Here is a 17648-nt window from a genome sequence, read left to right as displayed (position 1 = left end):
CGCCGGGGGCGGCTTCAGTTGCCCTTGACGTTAATCAGTTGCCGAAGCTTGTGCCGGACCTTAACGAGGTCTGCGGCATCCTGCATCACTTGGTCGATGGGTTTGTAGGCGGCCGGGATTTCGTCGATGAACGCCTCAGAAACCCGGAACTCGATCCCGCGCATGGCCTTCTTCAGCTCGTCCAGCGTGAAGGTCCTGCGGGCGGCGTTGCGGGAGTACTCCCGGCCGGCCCCATGCGGCGAGGAGTTCAGGGATGCGGGGTTCCCCAGGCCTTCCACCACGTACGACGCCGTCCCCATGGAACCGGGGATCAGTCCAGGATCGCCGGGGCCGGCCTGGATGGCGCCTTTCCGGGATACCCAGACGGACCTGCCGTAGTGGGTCTCCTGCTGGGTGAAGTTGTGGTGGCAGTTGATCCGTTCGCGTTCCTGCACGCGGCCGCCCACCCAGTGGCCGAACTGGGCGATGACCCGGTCCATCATTTCCTCCCGGTTCAGGAGGGCGAAGTGCTGGGCCCAGCGCAGCTCCGCCATGTAGCGGTCAAACTGCGGCGTGCCCTCGTCGAGGTAGGCGAGGTCCGGGTGGGGCAAGTGGATCTGGTTTTTCCGTGACACGTGCTGGGCGACGCCGATGTGGTGCTGGGCAATTTTATTGCCGATGCCGCGGGACCCGGAGTGCAGGAACAGCCAGACCGCATCGGCCTCATCGGCACAGACCTCGATGAAGTGGTTGCCCGAGCCAAGGGATCCCAGCTGCAGCTCCCATTTGGCCACGTACTCGGCGGGGTTGAACCCGGATTTGGCGGCCAGTTGCTTCAGTTCGGCGATCCGCGGTTCGGCGGTAGGCTGCACAGTCCTGTTGTTGTGGCCCGCGGACAGCGGAACAGCGCGCTCGATGTTTTCACGGAGTTTCTTCCGGTCCTTCGGGAGGTCCGCCAGCGAGTACTGCGTCCGGACGGCAATCATGCCGCAGCCGATGTCCACCCCCACCGCCGCGGGGATGATCGCGTGCAGCGTGGGAATCACTGAGCCCACCGTGGCGCCCCTGCCCAGGTGGGCATCGGGCATGAGGGCCAGGTGCGGATAGATAAACGGCAGCCCGGCGGTCATCACGGCCTGCTCCCGCGTCAGGTCATCCAGGATCGAAGCCCAGTTCAGGAGCTTCGGGCTGAGGGTTTGCATGCTTCGCCTCCGCGCAAACGAGGACTAACGTGACTCCTAGGCTAACCCCGTGGCGTCACATCGGCGCAGAAGAAGGAGACGCAACCGTGGTGAACGTCCAGACCCAGATCCATATCAACCGATCGCGGACCGAGGTGGCGGACTACGCGGCCAACCCCGACAACGCACCGAAGTGGTACGTGAACATCCACAAGTCCCAGCGGCTGACCACGGGCCCTGTTGGCACAGGCTCAAAGGTGGCGTTCACCGCGAAGTTCCTGGGCCGGGAGATCAACTACACCTATGAGTTCGTGGAATACGTTCCGGGCGAGAAGCTGGTGATGCGCACCGCCCAGGGCCCGTTCCCCATGCAGACCACCTACACCTGGACGGACGACGACGGCGGGACCCGCATGAGCCTCGGCAACACCGGGAACCCCGCCGGTTTCTCCAGGCTGGCCGGGCTGGTCATGGCACCAATGATCCGCCGCGAAACCCGCAAGGACCTGCAGAAGCTCAAGACGATTCTCGAGGGGCGCGCTTAAGTCCGCCCTTAAACGTCAAAATCGCCGGAGGGCTGCCGGATCGCCGTCTTGAGACGGCGACCTTGCAGCGTTCCGGCGATTTCGGCGGGATCAGATCGAGTAGCGCTCGTCCTCGTGGTCGCCGGGGTGGTCCTTGACCAGGCCGGCCGCCAACGTGTTGCCGTCCAGAGGGTCGATCACCAGGAACGCGCCGGTGCGGCGGTGGTGCAGGTAGTTTTCGAGCGGCAGCGGCGCGGCGAGCCGGAGCTGGGCGTTGCCGATGTCGTTCAGTTCCAGGGTGGACGCCGGTTCCAGCTTGAAGGTTGCCAGGTCCAGCTTGCCGCCAACGCTGCGAACCAGGGCCTGCACGGTACGGGTGCCGTGCTTGACCAGCACCTTCTGGCCTTCACGCAAAGGCTTCGGGGACAGCCAGCACAGCGATGCGTACAGGTCGGCCGAAGCTTCCCGCACTGTGCCGGCAGCGGCGATAGTGTCACCGCGGGCGACGTCGAACTCCTCGGCCAGGCGGATGGCCACTGACTGCGGGGCGGCGCCTTCCTCCAGCGAGGCGCCGGCGAAGTCGATGCCCACTACGGTGGTGGTGCGGGGATCCTGGCCGGGGGTCAGGACGGAGACCTTGTCCCCCACCTTGACTGAGCCTTCGGTGATCTGGCCAGCGTAGGCGCGGTAGTCGCGGTAGGCCTCTACATCCAGGCCGGCGGCCACGGCGTCGGGAGCCAGGGCGCCCTGCGGCCGGATGACCAGCTGCACCGGGAAGCGGAAGCTTTCCAGGTGGCTTTCCAGTTCGTCGGCGGCCGGCAGGGTTTCGAGGACCTCAAGCAGCGCCGGTCCCGTGTACCAGGGGGTGCGCTCCGAGCGCTCCACCACATTGTCGCCGTCGAGCGCGGACACCGGGACCACCAGCAGGTCCGTGATGCCGTCTGAACCGAGACCCAGCTCGCGGCCCACCTGCTGCACGTCGGCTTCGATGTCCCGGAACACGGACTCGCTGAAGTCCACCAGGTCGATCTTGTTCACAGCCACAATCACGTGCGCCACGCGCAGCAGCTGCAGCACGGACAGGTGCCGGCGGGTCTGCTCCAGCACACCCTTGCGGGCGTCAATGAGTACGACGACGGCATCCGCAGTGGACGCGCCGGTCACCGTGTTCTTGGTGTACTGAACGTGCCCGGGGCAGTCGGCCAGGATGAAGCTGCGGCGGTCCGTGGCGAAGTAGCGGTAGGCCACGTCGATGGTGATGCCCTGTTCGCGTTCCGCGCGCAGGCCGTCGGTCAGCAGGGCGAGGTCGATGCCGCCCTTTTCGCCGCCGAAGCCACGATCCGCTGAGGTGCGCGCCACGGCGTCGAGCGTGTCAGCCAGGATGGCCTTGGAATCGTGAAGGAGGCGGCCCACCAGAGTGGACTTGCCGTCGTCGACTGATCCTGCGGTGGCGAACCGGAAGAGCGTTGTGGGCAGGGCTGTCTCCAGCTCCGAAGCCAAAGTGTCGGTGCTCATTTAGAAATACCCGTCCTTCTTGCGGTCTTCCATGGCTGCCTCGGAGATGCGGTCATCTGCACGGGTGGCGCCACGTTCGGTGAGGGTGGAGGCAGCGACTTCAACCACGACGTCGGACACGGTGTACGCGTCAGACTCCACTGCGCCGGTGCAGGACATGTCCCCCACAGTGCGGTAGCGGACGGTCTTGGTGATGACGTCCTCGTGCGGGAGCGGCTGGGAAACTTCGCCCACCGCACGCCACATGCCGTCGCGGGCGAAGACCTCGCGCTCGTGGGCGTAGTACAGGCCGGGCAGCTCGATGTTCTCGCGCTCGATGTAGCGCCAGATGTCCAGCTCGGTCCAGTTGCTGATGGGGAACGCGCGGACGTGCTGGCCCACGGTGTGACGGCCGTTGTAGAGGTTCCACAGTTCGGGGCGCTGGTTGCGCGGGTCCCACTGGCCGAATTCGTCACGCAGGCTCAGGATGCGCTCCTTGGCGCGGGCTTTGTCCTCGTCGCGGCGGCCGCCGCCGAACACGGCGTCGAACTTGTTCTGCTGGATGGCGTCCAGCAGCGGGACGGTCTGCAGCGGGTTGCGGGTTCCGTCGGCGCGCTCGGCGAGCTCGCCGCGGTCAATGAACTCCTGAACGGAGCCGACCACGAGCTTCAGGCCGAGCCGCTCAACCGTGCGGTCGCGGAAGTCGAGGACCTCCGGGAAGTTGTGGCCCGTGTCCACGTGCAGCACGGGGAACGGGACCTTGCCCGGCCAGAAGGCCTTGGTGGCCAGGTGCAGCATCACCACGGAGTCCTTGCCGCCCGAGAACAGCAGCGCGGGCTTCTCGAACTCCGCAACAACCTCGCGGATGATGTGAATGGCCTCGGACTCGAGGGTATCCAGGCTGGAGAGGCGCGTGGAAACGGCAGCTTCAGTCACCTGGGAGGTCTCCTCGGTTAGGTAGGTGCTCATACGTGTAGTCCGCATTCTGTCTTGTCGGAGCCTGCCCAGCGGCCGGCGCGGGGGTCATCGCCCGGCGCCACCTTGCGGGTGCAGGGCTGGCAGCCAATGGAGGGGTAGCCCTGGGAAAGCAGCGGGTTGACGGGCAGGAGGTTGTCGTCCGAGTACTGCACCAGTTGGTCGAAGGTCCAGGCAGCCACCGGGTTGACCTTGACCAGGCCGTTGGCCTCGTCCCAGGTGACCAGCGGGGTGTTGGTGCGGGTGGGCGCTTCGTCGCGGCGGACGCCGGTAAACCACAGTTCGTAGCCGGACAGGGTGCGGCGCAGCGGAGCCACCTTGCGGAGGGCGCAGCACTGCGCGGCGTCGCGGGCGAAAAGGTCCTTGCCCAGGAGCCGGTCCTGCTGTTCCACGGTGTTCTCCGGGAGCACGTCCACCACGTTGACGCGGAGGTTGGCGGCCACCTCGTCGCGCGTGGCGTAGGTTTCCGGGAAGTGGTAGCCGGTCTCCAGGAACAGGACGTCGACGCCGGGCAGCTGGTCCGCGACCAGGGCCGGCAGGACGGCGTCGGCCATGGAGCAGGCGACAGCGACCGCGGGCAGGTCGAAGTTGCGCTCCACCCAGGCGATCACGTCGCGGGCAGGGGCGTCCCAGCCAAGCTCGGCAGCGCCTGACTCGGCGAGGGCCTTCAGTTCTTCCTTGCTGCGAAGCTTCCGGGTTTCGACGGGCTCAACCACCGGGTCTACCCCGAGTGCATGCTTGGGCCCACGGCCACTGGGGTCCCCGGCCGAGCTTGCGAGGTTGGGGTGTGGCTGGGGACTCACTGGAGTGCCTCCTCGTCTGCTGCGTGGGCCCACTCGGCGAAGGTCTGGCCTTCGGCGCGCTGGGCTACGAAGGTGCGGACTACGCGCTCCACGTAGTCGGGCAGGTCGTCAACGTAGACCTTGAGGCCGCGGACGGTGCGGCCCAGGCCCGCTTCCTCACGGTCGTTTGACGCCAGCCCGCCGCCCAGGTGGACCTGGAAACCCGGGGAGGGGTCGCCGTCGGGCGTTGGCAGCATCATGCCCTTGAGGCCGATGTCCGCGGTCTGGATGCGGGCGCAGGAGTTGGGGCAACCGTTGATGTGCAGCGACAGTGCCTGCGGCAACTGGCCCGAGCCCGCGAGGTCCGCGAGGCGGCGTTCCAGTTCGGCAACCGCGGTGGCGGCCGTGTGCTTGGTCTCCACGATGGCCAGCTTGCAGTATTCGATACCGGTGCAGGCGATGGTGCCGCGGCGGAACACGGACGGGCGGGCGGACAGGCCCAGGGCGTCCAGCTCGGCCACCAGGGGCTCGACCTGGTCCTTTTCGACGTCCAGGACAACGAGCTTCTGGTGCGGGGTGGTGCGCAGCCGGTAGGAGCCGCGGGCCTCCAGGGTGTCGGCGAGCTTGACCAGCCCGGCGCCGGAGAGACGGCCGGCCAGCGGGGTGGCACCGATGAAGAACTTGCCGTCCTTCTGCTCATGCACGCCCACGTGGTCACCGGGGGTGGCCGGTTTGGGGGCGGCGGGGCCATCAGCCAGCTTGTAGCCCAGGTATTCGTCCTCCAGGATCTGCCGGAACTTCTCCGGACCCCAGTCGGCCAGAAGGAATTTCAGGCGGGCCTTGGTGCGCATGCGGCGGTAACCGTAATCGCGGAAGATGCTCGTGACGCCCAGCCACACATCGGCGGCCTGGTCCGGCTTCACGAACGCGCCCAGGCGCTTGCCGAGCATCGGGTTGGTGGACAGCGCGCCGCCCACCCACAGGTCGTAGCCGATTCCCAGTTCGGGGTGCTCAATGCCCACAAAGGCGCAGTCATTGATCTCGTGGACCACGTCTTGGCTGGGGTGGCCGGTGATCGCGGTCTTGTACTTGCGCGGCAGGTTGGACAGCAGCGGGTTGCCGATGAACCGCTCCCCCAGCTCGGCGATGAGCGGGGTGGGATCGATGATCTCGTCCTTGGCGATGCCGGCCACGGGCGATCCCAGGATGACGCGGGGAACGTCGCCGCAGGCCTCGGTGGTGGACAGGCCAACACCTTCCAGGCGGGTCCAGATCTCGGGGATGTCCTCCACGCGGATCCAGTGCAGCTGGATGTTCTGGCGGTCCGTGAGGTCGGCCGAGTCCCGGGCGAAGTCAACGGAGATCTGGCCGATGACGCGCAGCTGCTCGGTGGTGAGCGCACCGCCGTCGATCCTCACCCGGAGCATAAAGTACTTGTCCTCGAGCTCGTGGGGCTCAAGCGTTGCCGTCTTGCCGCCGTCGATCCCGGGCTTGCGCTGGGTGTAAAGGCCCCACCAGCGGAACCGGCCGTGCAGGTCCTGGCCGGGGATGGCGTCAAAGCCCTCTTTGGAGTAGATGGTCTCGATACGCTCGCGCACGTTAAGGCCGTCGTCTTCCTGTTTCCAGGTTTCGTTGGCGTTCAGCGGCGTCTTGCCGTCCACTTTCCACTGACCGTGCGGTTTTGCGGCGGGTCGGGACGGGCGGGCCGGGCGCTTCGGGGCGGCGGTGTCCGCGGACGCTCCGGCTAGAGCTGTATCAGTCATGCATCGACTGTAGGTCCCGTCCGAATAGCGTCACAAAGGCCCGGAAACGTTGAGTCACCTAGGGAAATATTTCGTCACGAAACGCCGGACGGCCTTGAAGATGCCCACCTCCTGTGTATCGGAAGGTGGTGCTGCAGGGGCCCCGGTTGGTGCTTCCCCAGGGGCTCCAGCGGGTGTTCCAGTGGGGGCAGAAGCGGCGGCTTCACGGGCCTTCGCGACGGCGGCGTCGTACCGCTCCAGCGCTATCTCCGCGAGCACGGGTGACGGCAGCAGGGGTTCCGTAACAACGTCGGCCCCCGCCTTGCCGAGCTGGTCGTGGAAGAAGCCCGGCGCCAGGAGGTAGGAGGCAATCACCACGCGCCCGCCGACGTCGACAGCCCCCGCGGACTCCCCCGCCCCGGCACCTCCTTCCAGTTCCTCGCGAAGCATCGCGACGGCGTCGGGCACTGAAGGCTTGGCGGAGGCACCATAGGCGGCCACCATCCGGTTGGGCCGCAGCTCCTGAAGCTGGGCCAGCAGTTCCTGGACGCTGACGGCGGCCTTGGGGTTGGACGAGCCAGCGGCGGCCAGGACGATCACGTCGCGGTCCGTGACGCCGGCCTCGCGTAGCCGCTGGTCGAGGAGGGCGGCGAGGCGGGGATCAGGACCCAGCGGCGCCGCGGCCGCACTGCCGGGCCGGCTCTTCACCGCCCGCGCGATATCCACCTTCACGTGATAGCCCACGCTCAGCAGCAGGGGCACAACCACGGCGGACTCCCCCGCCGGCAGCGCCGCCACCACGTCCACCAGGTCCGGCTGCTGGACGTCCACGTAGGCTTCGCGGACGTCGAGGCCGGGGCGGAGCGCGGCAATGCCGTCGCGCAGGGCGTTGACCTCCGCGGCGCCTTGTGTGTTGGACGTCCCATGGGCGCAGGCGATCATGATGGGGCTGTTCATAGGGGCTAGCGTAACGTTGGAGCCGCCCTGTCCGCCCTCTTTGAAACTGCCGGGACGCTCCATGACAATCGCCTTTGACAACGCGCCGGTGTGGCTGGATCTGCTGGGCGTTTTCTTCTTTGCCGTCTCGGGTTCACTGCTCGCGGCGCGCAAGCAGATCGACATCGTGGGATCCCTGTTGCTGGCCTCCCTGGTGGGCCTTGGCGGCGGCGTCATCCGCGACATCATCCTTGCTGTGGTCCCTGCTGCCTTCACCAATCCTGCCTACCTGGTGCCGCCGCTGCTGGCCACGGTCCTGGTGTATTTCCTGTTCTCCAGCGTCCAGCGCTACACGTCGCTGCTGACCCTGTTCGATGCCGGCGGGCTGGCCTTGTTCTGCATGACCGGCACACTTAAGGCGCTGGCTACCGGACTGAATCCGGTGGCGTCAGTGCTTCTGGGAGTGACGACGGCGGTGGGCGGCGGCCTATTGCGCGACGTCACCGCCAACGAGGTTCCTCAGCTTTTCAATCCCAAGGACATCTACGCCCTGCCGGCCTTCCTGGGTGCCGCAATGACGGCCGTACTGTGGGTCCTGGGCGTGTTCAACGTGCTGACGGCAGCAATCATCGCGGCCGCAGTGTTCACGTTCCGGGTCCTGGCCTGGCGCCGCTCCTGGCAGGCCCCGCTGGCCGTTCGCGGGTGGCACCGGGCAGGGGCTGGCCCCGGCGAATCGGCGGGCCGGGATTAGCTAGGATATGAGCATGACTGACATGTTCCTCGAGAAATTCCGTGCGCTGGTTCCGAAGTATCTCGAGGATGAATGGCAGGAAGAGGACGGCCTGTCCGCCGAAGAGCTGGACAAGGCCCTGGCCGACCACCAATTCCAGATTCCCCTGGTCCTGCGCGAGTTTTATCTGGCCATCGGCGGCTGCGAGGACCTCATGGAGGCGTACCACTACTTCTGGGACCCGGACGAGCTCGAAGTTGATGACGAGGGCTTCCTGATGTTCCTCGAGGATGAGGAAGAGGAATACACCTGGGGCTTCCGCGTGGGCGACCTCAGCGTCCCGGACCCCATTGTCTACCGCCGCAACAACGCCCGCGGGCAGTGGAAGTCCGAGGAAGGCACGTTCTCGGAGTTCGTGTTCGACATGTTCGAGTGGGCCTTCGAGGACGCCGAAGACTAGGTTTCCCTGCCTGTCTCATTGCCTCCGCGCGCCGCGTCCCGCTGAGTTTCCCCACCTTTTGGGCCCTACGACGGCGTGTCACCGATTTTGCCCGGGTGTCGCCGGGGTTCCGGTCAAAACCTGGGGAATCTCAGCGCACAACCCTGCCCCGCAGCACCTGCCACACCTCGTCAACGATCTTCTGCGGGTTGTAAACGACGTCCGCGTAGCCATATCGGAGCACCGCATAGCCGGTGAGGGTGCTCGCGTTGTTCCTGACCCGGTCCTTCTTGACCTGGCGGGGCTCGAGGTGCGTGCCGCCGTCGATCTCCACAATCAGGAAGCCCTCCAGCAGGAAGTCCACGATGCCGATTCCCGGCAGCTCCACCTGCGTCTCGGTGTGGATTCCTTCGCTGCGAAAAAGGATGCGGGCCACTACCTCGATCGCGGAGTCGGCGGTACCGTCCACCAGGTCCAGCGCCCTTCTGGCGCCACCATTCCGCTTACCCGGCAGCCGTTCCCGCAGGTAGCCAAGGGTGGTCACGCCTTGCCGCGCAGCGCTTTCCACCATGACGGCGGCTTCCACCGGCGGAAGGCAGCGCAGGCTGTGGATGAGGACGTCGGTGGTACTGGCAACCGGCCGCGGCCCATTGTGCGGAACCAGGGACTCCCGGTGAACCACCGCATCCTTGGGGCCAGCATGGCGGCACAACAAGTGCAAGGCCTGCGGTTCATGCAACACCCAGAGCCCGCGGTGAACGGCAGCAGAGGCGCACGTGAGCACGCCGTTCCCCAGGACCGCACCGACCAAGTCCGCGGGAGCGTCCGGCAGAGCGACCACTCCATGCCGAAGACGGCGCATTTCGCCCGCTGCCACTGCATTGCGGATGCTGCGGTCCGTGAATCCGGCCTGCAGGAGGGTGGCGGTGCGGGCCACGGAGCCTGCGTGTTTAAGGAAACGGGTGAGGTCCATGGAGCCAGCAGACCCAATCTGCGGCAAAGGCGGCAGGGCGGCCGAGGGCTATGTGGACAAAGAACCGCTGAATCTCCCCGGCTTTTGAGGCCCCCGCCGGTGTGTGGCCGCGACCCGCCGGGTGACTCAAGGATGACCGGCCTAAAGGTGGGGAAATCCAGCGGGAAAAGTTTTTGACAGGAACAGTAACAAGGGACTTGCCTCTTGTGACAAAGCTGTCATAGACTATTCACGGATCCGCTAAACGCCTCCGGCGGGTCTGATGCGAACGGAGAGATAGCCTCGGTTCACAGCAACGTATGACTCGTATCGTTGCTGGGGACCGGGGCTATCCCGTTTAACGCAGCCACCGTACGCAGCCACAAAGAAGCCCGGCTCCGTCCACGGAGCCGGGCTTCCACAGAAAAAGGGCTAGCTGGCGCGGTCCACCACAGCCACCGCGAAGTTGGACAGCGATTCCTTGACCACGCCGTCGGGCAGCGGGGCCAACGCAGCGATGGCTTCGTCGGACCACCGGCGCGCCACTACCCACGATTCGGCAGTGACCGGGTGCTCGCGCAGGCCCGCAACGGCCTCGGCCAGTGCTTCGTCCGAGGTCAGGTCCCCGTCAATGAGTTTCAGAAGTTCGACGGCGGACTGGTCACCATCGAGGGCAGCCTTGCGCAGGAGCAGCACCGGCAGGGTGGGAACCCCTTCGCGCAGGTCCGTGCCCGGGGACTTGCCGGACTTGACCTTGATGCCCGTTACGTCAATGACGTCGTCGGCAAGCTGGAAGGCCACACCCACCTTCTCGCCGTACTCCACCAGCACGGATTCGTAGGAGGGGTCGGCCCCGGCGAAGATGGCACCGAGCTGCCCGGAAGCAGCAACCAGGGAGCCGGTCTTGTCCGCGATGACCGACAGGTAGTGCTCCACCGGGTCCTCGTCCGGCCGCGGCCCTACGGTTTCGTGAAGCTGGCCCAGGCACAGCCGCTCGAAGGTGCGGGCCTGGATGCCCAGTGCCCGGGAGCCGAGTTCGGACACCAGGATGGAAGCACGCGCAAAAATCAGGTCGCCGGTGAGGACAGCCACCGAGTTGCCCCACACCTCGTGGGCCGTGGGCGCACCGCGGCGGAACGGAGCGGAGTCCATCACGTCGTCGTGGTAGAGGGTTGCCAGGTGCGTCAGTTCCACCACGACGGCGGCCTGCACCACGGCGGGAAGGGACGCGTCACCCAGGTGTGCGCAGAGGAGCGTCAGCAGCGGCCGGATCCGCTTGCCGCCGGCCTCCACCAGGTGGCGCGACGTCGCGTCAGCCAGCGGGTCCGAGTTGGCGATGGCTTCGCGGAGCTTCTTCTCCACCCGGGCCAGGTTGTTGGTGATGGCCGGCCCCAGCTCGGCATCCCCGGCGATGGCGGCGAACCCCGCGGGCAGCTGCAGGCCGGTGGCGATGGCGGTGGTGTTCAGGCTGGGTTCGGAGTCCGGCAGGCCGTGTCCGGCGTGCGTCCAGCTGTGGTCTGCGGGGTTGGTCACGGGTTAACCCTAACTTTTTGTTGCGGATACCGCTGATTCGAAGCCGACGGAGTGGCGGATGTATTGGATGTGGCCGGAACCAGCGACTCCAGAACCCGGATCACCCGGTCCTCGAAGCCCTTGGCGGCGGGGTCCGTGAGGTTGGCCAGGAGCCGGACCACGAACCGCATGAGTACCGGGATGGGCATGCCGGTACGCAGCGCAAGCTTCATAACGGCTGGCTTGCCGATCAGGGCGGCGAACGCCCGGCCCAGGGTGAAGTGCGAGCCCCACTGCTCACGCACATAGTCCGCGTAGCGCGCGAGGTGCGCGTCGGCGTCGTACGTTCCGCCCGAGGAGGCACGGCGCGAGGAGGCGTCGATAATGAACTCAGCAGCGAAGCGGGCCGACTCCATGGCGTAGGAGATGCCCTCGCCATTGAACGGGGAGACCATGCCGCCCGCGTCGCCCAGCAGGAGCATGCCCGGCGAGTAATGCGGGGTGCGGTTGAAGCCCATAGGCAGCGCGGCCCCGCGGATCTCGCCCACCTGGTTTTCCGGCGTGAAGCCCCATTCGGCCGGCATGCCGGCGGTCCATTCGCGCAGGACCTGCTTGTAGTCGAGCTTGCCGAATTCCTTGGACGAGTTCAGGATGCCCAGGCCCACGTTGGAGGTGCCGTCGCCCACGCCGAACACCCAGCCGTAACCGGGCAACAGTTTTCCGTCGCGGCCGGGAAGCTCAAGCCAGCCTTCCATCCAGTCGTCGTCAGTGCGCGGCGAGGTGAAATACGTACGCACCGCCACCCCCAGTGGGCGGTCGTCGCGCTTCTGGATGCCGAGCGACACGGCGGTTCGCGTGGAGTTGCCGTCAGCGGCGAGAACGACGTCGGCACTGAACTCGTGCGTCTGCCCCGTCTTGCGTCCGGACTCGTCCAGGACGGCGGCCCGGACGCCGGTGACCCGGCCGTCGTCGTCCCGCAGCGCTTCGGTGACGCTGTGGCGCTCAAGGATTTCGGCGCCGGCCGCCTGGGCGTGGCGGGCCAGTTCCTCGTCGAAGCCGAGCCGGGTGCGGATCAGGCCGTACTGCGGGAAGTCGGACACCTCGGGCCAGGGCAGCTCAACCGTGCGGCCGCCGGCGATCAGGCGAAGGCCCTTGTTGCGGCGCCAGCCGTCGTCTTCAGGGTGCGGCAGGCCCAGCTTCTGGATTTCACGGACGGCCCGCGGGGTGAGGCCGTCGCCGCAAACCTTCTCACGCGGGAAGCTCGTCTTCTCCAGGACGGTGACGTCGAGGCCCGCCCTGGCAAGGTAGTACGCGGCGGTGGAGCCGGCCGGGCCCGCGCCGACAATCAGTACTGTCACAGGTCAGCGCGTGATGTTGCGGCGCAGCTTGGCCACCGGGCCCTTGTGCGCGGCGATGGCAGCAGCGCCGCCATTGGACGCCAAAGCGGGCTTGAAGGCGCGCGTGGACGGCCACGATGCCGCCGGTCAGGTTGCGGTAGGTGACGTTGTCCCAGCCGGCATCCTGGAGCCAAGCGGCCAGGTGGTCCTGGTCCGGCCAGGCGCGGATGGACTCGGCGAGGTAGACGTAGGCGTCCGGATTCGAGGCGACCTTCACGGCGATGGCCGGCAGGGCGCGCATCAGATATTCCGTGTACATCGTTCGCCAGAGCGGGACCACGGGCTGTGAGAACTCGGCGATGACCAGACGGCCGCCGGGCTTGGTGACGCGGAGCATCTCCTGCAGAGCCTTTTTGGGCTCGTTGACGTTGCGCAGGCCGAAGGAGATGGTGGTGGCGTCGAAGGTATTGTCGGCGAACGGCAGGTTGGTGGCGTCACCGGCGATGAAGTCGATGTCCGGGCGGCGGCGCTTGCCGACCTTGAGCATTCCGAGGGAGAAGTCGCACGCCACCACATCTATGCCCGCATCGGCATATGGCTCGCTCGACGTGCCGGTGCCAGCCGCCAGATCCAGGACCCGCTGCCCCCTGGAGACTTCCATGGCTTCCACCACAACCTTGCGCCAGCGGCGGGTCTGCCCCATCGACAGGACATCGTTGACCACGTCGTATTTAGGTGCGACGTCGTCAAACATCGTGGCTACTTCGTCCGGACGCTTATCCAAGGATGCTCGGTTCACCATGACATTGTCTCAAATGTTCAGGAGGGTCCGGACCAAGGCGGACTTCGCCGCACCGGCGCTGACCTGCGGCGCTACTGCAGGAAAGCGTTTGTGTCCGCCGCCACCTGCTCCGGAACCTCCCAAAGCACCAGATGGCCGACGCCGGGATAGGACTTCAGGATTGAGCGCGGGATCCGAGCCGCAAGGGTTTCGTGACCTGCACGCGGCAGGAATTCGTCCTGTTCACCCCGCAGGATCAAGGTTGGAGCGGTGACGGCGCCTGCTTCCGTTGGCGGTGTTGCCTGATAGAGCCCTTGGAGTACGCCCTTCCAGACGTGTGCCGGCATTTTTACGCCATCCCGCACCCGGTCCTCGAGATACCAATCCGGCACCGGCCTGCCCAACGGAAACCACTGCAGCGACCGCCGCACCCAGTCCTCATCGACCGGCCCGGCCAGGGCCTCTATCTCCTCCGCAACCGCCGGCCTGCCGTGGAGGGTCAGGGGTGCGCCCACCAGCACGAGGGCGTCCACGCGGTCCGGGTCACCGACCGCCAGCTGCTGTGCCACGTAGCCGCCACTCGAGGACCCCAGCACGGCTGCGGACTCCAGCTGCAGGGCATCGAGGATGGCTGCCGCGTCCGCGGCCTGGTCTTTTAGCGAGTAGCCGTTCCCTGGTTTGTCTGCGTCTCCCTGGCCGCGCAGGTCCGGCGCTGCGATCCTGAATTCCGGAAGGAGCGGGACCAGCCGGTCGAAGCTCCGGCGCGATTCGCCCCACGCATGCAGCAGCAGCAGGGGCTTCGCGTGGGGGTCGCCCTGCAGCAGGCACGGTACCGTGATCCCGGTATTGAGCTGAAGGATGCGGACCTCGGAGTCCATAGCTGAAGGCTACGCCGGCGGGCAGTCCGAGGGTATGCACAGCTCAAGGCATCAGGGTCTACGCTGCCCGTTCAATAAAAGGGAGTACCGTGGAGCAATCATGACCAGCACGTTCCGCACCTTGACAGTCCCCCTTGATGGCCAACAATTCGGCGGGGGGCTGCCGTCGTTTTTGGTCCGGGACGACGTCCTCTGCTGGACCCGCCGGGAGGCCGGACTGGTGGGATTCGGCGAGATCGCCCGCTTCACCGCCACCGGCCCCGAGCGCTTCCTCGAGGCGGACATCTGGTGGCGCCACCTCGTCCTCGAAGCCGAGATCTCGGACTCCGTGGGGCTTCCGGGCACAGGTCCCGTAGCCTTCGGCTCTTTCGCTTTCTCCAAAACATCGGCCCACGAGTCCCGGCTGATCGTGCCCGCCATTGTGGTGGGAGTCCGCGACGGCCAGGTCTGGCTCACCCAGCTGACGTTCGACGACGGTCCCCTCACCAGGGAAGGCGCCCTCGCCGCCCTGGACCACTGGCTGGGCGGCGGTTCCGCAGCCGGCAGCACGACGGCGGCAGCGGACGCTGCGGGGGACGGCACCTCCGGAGGTCTTCCCGCCCGCGCGGGCGGCGCCGTCGTACGTCCCCTGCCCCTGGCTGCCGGGGCAACCCTGCATACGGGCTCGCTCAACGAGGAGGACTGGAAGGCGGCGGTCGCCGCGGGGGTGGCCGAGATCCGGACCGGGGCGCTGGAAAAGCTGGTGCTCGCGCGCGACATCGTGGCCACCGTGCCCACTGGCGTCAATGCAGCGAAGGTGCTGCGGGAGCTCGCCGGGCGGTACCGCGAATGCTGGACGTACGGCGTGGACGGCCTGGTGGGCGCGACGCCGGAGATGCTGATCCAGGTGGAGGGGCGGACTGCGCAGGCCCGCGTCCTGGCCGGCACTTTGGACCGCCGTGATGCCCACGGCGAAGACGGGCTTCCCATGGACTACGCCACCCGGGTCCTGGCGGGGTCGGAGAAGCAGCGGCACGAACACGAGATCGCCATCCAGTCGTTGACCACCCAGCTGGCGCCGTTTTCCGAGGCAATGAACGCCCACGACGAGCCATTCATCCTGGAGCTGCCGAACGTGTGGCACCTGGCGTCGGACGTGAAGGCCGAGCTGGCTGAGGTGGAAGGCCACGTGCCCACCTGCCTGGCGCTGATCAACGCTCTGCACCCGACGGCCGCCGTCTGCGGCACTCCCACCCAGGTGGCCGGCGCCCTGATCCGCAAGCTGGAGCACCTGGACCGCGGGCCGTACGCCGGGCCGGTCGGATGGCTGGACGCCGCCGGAAACGGTGAATGGGGCATCGCGCTGCGCGGCGCCGTTATCGAAGGGCCGGACACTGTCCGTCTATATGCCGGCTGCGGAATAGTCGATGGCTCACAGCCGGAAGCCGAACTCGCCGAGACCTGGGCGAAGTTCCGCCCGATGCTCGAATCCCTGGGAATCAAGAACTAAACCAGCGAGTCCGGTATCTGAGACAGCGTTGCTTCGCCTAGGCTTGAAAACAGGAGTAATTTAGTTATCCAATAGTGAAACTAAGTTTCCTGTGATGCACATCTCTTATTGGGCGCTACACTATGAACCGATTTAGTACCGCATACTCCTGCAACAAAAGGTAAGAAACATGCAGCTCAAGTCCCTGGCCACGGCCAAAATGACCGCCAAGGCAGCAGCACTCTTCGCCGTTGGCGCCCTCACCCTCACGGCCTGCGGCGGCGGAAGCTCCACCCCGGCAGCGTCCCAAGGCGGCGTCCAGCTCATCAACTCCGGCAAGCTCACGGTCTGCTCTGATATCCCGTATGAGCCTTTCGAGTTCGAGAAGGACGGGAAGACAGTCGGCTACGACGTGGACATTGCGAACGAGGTGGCGAAGGACCTCGGCGCCGAACTGAGCATCGTGGACAGCTCCTTCGAGGCCATCGAAACCGGCACCGCCCTGACCCAGTGCGATCTGGGCATCTCCTCCATCTCCATCACGGACACCCGCAAGTCCGTCATGGACTTCTCCAGCCCGTACCTGGATGACGACCTGGCCCTGGTTGCCAGCGACAGCTCCGGCATCAAGAGCCTGGACGATGCCAAGGGCAAGAAGGTCGGCGTCCAGCAGGCCACCACCGGCGCCGACTACGCCAAGGACAAGGGAATCGAAGCCCAGCAGTTCGAGGACACCGGCCTCCTGGTCCAGGCACTGCAGGCCGGCACCATCGACGCGGCACTTGGCAACCAGTCCGTGCTGGGCTACGCCATCAAGGACAACCCCAAGTTCAAGAGCGTTGAGGACTTTGCCACCGGCGAGCAGCTTGGCATCTCCATTAAGAAGGGCAACACCGCTATGGCGGAGAAGGTCAACGGCACCCTGAAGCGCCTGACCGACGACGGCACGCTGGAGAAGTTCAAGACCACCTGGTTCGGCGAGACCGCCAAGTAGCCACCGCCCTGTAGTCGCCGCGCAGGCCTGAGGCTTCCCCGCCTTGGCTCCTTCACGGCCCTCAGAACTACGCAGCTGGGGCCCCGGACGGGCTGTACCGCAGTCCGTCCGGGGCCTCTGCCACGCACAACGAATGTGAGCGCCCCATGGCAATGACCGCACGTCAGCGAGCCAGAGTAAGCCTGTATGTCCAGGCCGGAATCTTTGTTGTGGCCATCGCCGCGCTGATCCTGGCCACCGACTGGAAGACCATCGGCAACAGCGTCTTCAACTTCGCCAAAATCGGGCCGATGTTCCCCGGCATCTTCACCACCGGCCTGGTCAACACCCTGATCTACACGTTCCTCGGCTTTATCGTGGGCCTCTCCGGCGGCCTGCTGCTTGCCCTGATGAAGCTCTCCAGCTTCCCGCTGTACCGCTGGATCGCCACCGGGTACATCGAGTTCTTCCGCGGCATCCCTGCCCTGCTGGTGTTCATCGCCTTCGGTTACGGCGTGCCCCTGGCGTTCGGCGTCTCGTGGAACATCACCCTGGTGGTCATGGTGTCGCTGGGCATCGTGGCCTCCGCCTACATCGCCGAGACCCTCCGGGCCGGCCTGCAGGCAGTGCCCAAGGGCCAGCTCGAAGCCGCCCGCTCCCTGGGCATGCCGCAGTGGCGCGCCATGGTGACCATCGTGATTCCGCAGGCCTTCAAGATCGTCCTGCCGCCGCTGACCAACGAGGTCATCCTGCTCACCAAGGACTCCTCGCTGATCTACGTCCTGGGCCTCACCGCATCCCAGTACGAGCTGACTAAGTTCGGCCGCGACGGCATCTCCAGCCTGGGTGCCGGACTGACCCCGCTGCTGGTGGCCGGCGCCTTCTACCTGGTGATCACCATCCCGCTGAGCCTCCTGGCCCGGAAGTTCGAAAGCCGCTCCGCGCGGACCAAGCGATAGGCAGGG

16 protein-coding genes and 1 pseudogene are annotated in these 17648 nt (G+C 66.4%); 6 read left to right on the top strand and 11 right to left on the bottom strand.

The features are described 5' to 3' along the window. Window positions 1-14: 14 nt before the first annotated feature. On the bottom strand, window positions 15-1181 hold the full coding sequence (locus tag QF047_RS04550) for an RtcB family protein (RefSeq protein WP_307274436.1): 1167 nt from the start codon (window positions 1179-1181) through the stop codon (window positions 15-17). Window positions 1182-1267: 86 nt separating this feature from the next. Between QF047_RS04550 and QF047_RS04545 the strand changes: the two genes are divergently transcribed. Continuing rightward, window positions 1268-1705, top strand: coding sequence for an SRPBCC family protein (locus QF047_RS04545; protein ID WP_307274435.1), 438 nt, complete (start codon window positions 1268-1270; stop codon window positions 1703-1705). Window positions 1706-1795: 90 nt separating this feature from the next. Here QF047_RS04545 and QF047_RS04540 read toward each other — a convergent pair whose 3' ends face one another. From QF047_RS04540 to QF047_RS04520, 5 genes are all read right to left on the bottom strand, one after another. Further along, window positions 1796-3199, bottom strand: coding sequence for a sulfate adenylyltransferase subunit 1 (locus QF047_RS04540; protein ID WP_307274433.1), 1404 nt, complete (start codon window positions 3197-3199; stop codon window positions 1796-1798). After that, window positions 3200-4147, bottom strand: coding sequence for a sulfate adenylyltransferase subunit CysD (gene cysD / locus QF047_RS04535; RefSeq protein ID WP_307274432.1), 948 nt, complete (start codon window positions 4145-4147; stop codon window positions 3200-3202). Continuing rightward, on the bottom strand, window positions 4144-4869 hold the full coding sequence (locus tag QF047_RS04530; protein ID WP_307281759.1) for a phosphoadenylyl-sulfate reductase: 726 nt from the start codon (window positions 4867-4869) through the stop codon (window positions 4144-4146). The genes cysD and QF047_RS04530 overlap by 4 nt, the downstream gene beginning before the upstream one ends. Before the next feature lie 83 nt (window positions 4870-4952). After that, window positions 4953-6698, bottom strand: a complete 1746-nt coding sequence (locus QF047_RS04525; protein ID WP_306635056.1) for a nitrite/sulfite reductase — start codon at window positions 6696-6698, stop codon at window positions 4953-4955. 54 nt (window positions 6699-6752) lie between these two features. Next, the gene (locus QF047_RS04520; RefSeq protein WP_307274428.1) at window positions 6753-7634 is read right to left on the bottom strand and encodes a sirohydrochlorin chelatase; all 882 of its coding nucleotides are present in this window, start codon (window positions 7632-7634) and stop codon (window positions 6753-6755) included. Window positions 7635-7695: 61 nt separating this feature from the next. Between QF047_RS04520 and QF047_RS04515 the strand changes: the two genes are divergently transcribed. Further along, window positions 7696-8364, top strand: a complete 669-nt coding sequence (locus tag QF047_RS04515; RefSeq protein WP_307274426.1) for a trimeric intracellular cation channel family protein — start codon at window positions 7696-7698, stop codon at window positions 8362-8364. Between the two features lie 13 nt (window positions 8365-8377). Next, the gene (locus QF047_RS04510) at window positions 8378-8803 is read left to right on the top strand and encodes a hypothetical protein (protein WP_306635060.1); all 426 of its coding nucleotides are present in this window, start codon (window positions 8378-8380) and stop codon (window positions 8801-8803) included. A gap of 130 nt (window positions 8804-8933) precedes the next feature. Here QF047_RS04510 and QF047_RS04505 read toward each other — a convergent pair whose 3' ends face one another. From QF047_RS04505 to QF047_RS04485, 5 genes and pseudogenes are all read right to left on the bottom strand, one after another. Continuing rightward, entirely contained in the window at window positions 8934-9755 is an 822-nt protein-coding gene (locus tag QF047_RS04505; RefSeq protein WP_307274421.1) for a type IV toxin-antitoxin system AbiEi family antitoxin domain-containing protein, read from the bottom strand. 411 nt (window positions 9756-10166) lie between these two features. Continuing rightward, window positions 10167-11267: a polyprenyl synthetase family protein gene (locus QF047_RS04500; protein ID WP_307274419.1), complete on the bottom strand. Its 1101-nt coding sequence runs from the start codon at window positions 11265-11267 to the stop codon at window positions 10167-10169. After that, a complete protein-coding gene (locus tag QF047_RS04495; protein ID WP_307274417.1) occupies window positions 11264-12604 on the bottom strand; it encodes a geranylgeranyl reductase family protein in 1341 nt (446 codons plus the stop codon). Before QF047_RS04495 ends, QF047_RS04500 begins: the two co-directional genes overlap by 4 nt. Window positions 12605-12607: 3 nt before the next feature. Beyond that, window positions 12608-13382, bottom strand: a pseudogene (locus QF047_RS04490) (demethylmenaquinone methyltransferase). 74 nt (window positions 13383-13456) lie between these two features. Then, window positions 13457-14242 carry an alpha/beta fold hydrolase gene (locus QF047_RS04485; protein ID WP_307274414.1) on the bottom strand — a complete coding sequence of 262 codons (786 nt, stop codon included), beginning with the start codon at window positions 14240-14242 and terminating at the stop codon, window positions 13457-13459. Window positions 14243-14342: 100 nt separating this feature from the next. Here QF047_RS04485 and QF047_RS04480 point away from each other — a divergent pair, with 100 nt between their 5' ends. The 3 genes from QF047_RS04480 (at window position 14343) to QF047_RS04470 (ending at window position 17642) form a co-directional block, all read left to right on the top strand. Continuing rightward, window positions 14343-15731 (top strand): isochorismate synthase MenF, encoded by a 1389-nt coding sequence (locus QF047_RS04480; protein ID WP_307274412.1) that lies wholly within the window; start codon window positions 14343-14345, stop codon window positions 15729-15731. A 169-nt stretch (window positions 15732-15900) separates the two neighbouring features. Continuing rightward, a complete protein-coding gene (locus tag QF047_RS04475) occupies window positions 15901-16704 on the top strand; it encodes an ABC transporter substrate-binding protein (protein WP_307274410.1) in 804 nt (267 codons plus the stop codon). Between the two features lie 146 nt (window positions 16705-16850). Beyond that, the gene (locus QF047_RS04470; RefSeq protein ID WP_306635071.1) at window positions 16851-17642 is read left to right on the top strand and encodes an amino acid ABC transporter permease; all 792 of its coding nucleotides are present in this window, start codon (window positions 16851-16853) and stop codon (window positions 17640-17642) included. The last annotated feature ends 6 nt before the right edge of the window (window positions 17643-17648 follow it).

This window comes from Arthrobacter sp. W4I7 (assembly GCF_030816215.1).
GTDB classification, from domain to species: Bacteria; Actinomycetota; Actinomycetes; order Actinomycetales; family Micrococcaceae; genus Arthrobacter; species Arthrobacter siccitolerans_A.
Note: the sequence above shows the minus strand (reverse complement) of the source record. Positions and strands in the feature narration are given on the sequence as shown.

Bases quoted from the DNA above. Each gene is read 5' to 3' on its own strand.
- QF047_RS04550 (WP_307274436.1), bottom strand. From the start codon at position 1,181: ATGCAAACCCTCAGCCCGAAGCTCCTGAACTGGGCTTCGATCCTGGAT.
- QF047_RS04540 (WP_307274433.1), bottom strand. From the start codon at position 3,199: ATGAGCACCGACACTTTGGCTTCGGAGCTGGAGACAGCCCTGCCCACA.
- cysD (WP_307274432.1), bottom strand. From the start codon at position 4,147: ATGAGCACCTACCTAACCGAGGAGACCTCCCAGGTGACTGAAGCTGCC.
- QF047_RS04525 (WP_306635056.1), bottom strand. From the start codon at position 6,698: ATGACTGATACAGCTCTAGCCGGAGCGTCCGCGGACACCGCCGCCCCG.
- QF047_RS04520 (WP_307274428.1), bottom strand. From the start codon at position 7,634: ATGAACAGCCCCATCATGATCGCCTGCGCCCATGGGACGTCCAACACA.
- QF047_RS04515 (WP_307274426.1), top strand. From the start codon at position 7,696: ATGACAATCGCCTTTGACAACGCGCCGGTGTGGCTGGATCTGCTGGGC.
- QF047_RS04510 (WP_306635060.1), top strand. From the start codon at position 8,378: ATGACTGACATGTTCCTCGAGAAATTCCGTGCGCTGGTTCCGAAGTAT.
- QF047_RS04505 (WP_307274421.1), bottom strand. From the start codon at position 9,755: ATGGACCTCACCCGTTTCCTTAAACACGCAGGCTCCGTGGCCCGCACC.
- QF047_RS04485 (WP_307274414.1), bottom strand. From the start codon at position 14,242: ATGGACTCCGAGGTCCGCATCCTTCAGCTCAATACCGGGATCACGGTA.
- QF047_RS04480 (WP_307274412.1), top strand. From the start codon at position 14,343: ATGACCAGCACGTTCCGCACCTTGACAGTCCCCCTTGATGGCCAACAA.
- QF047_RS04475 (WP_307274410.1), top strand. From the start codon at position 15,901: ATGCAGCTCAAGTCCCTGGCCACGGCCAAAATGACCGCCAAGGCAGCA.
- QF047_RS04470 (WP_306635071.1), top strand. From the start codon at position 16,851: ATGGCAATGACCGCACGTCAGCGAGCCAGAGTAAGCCTGTATGTCCAG.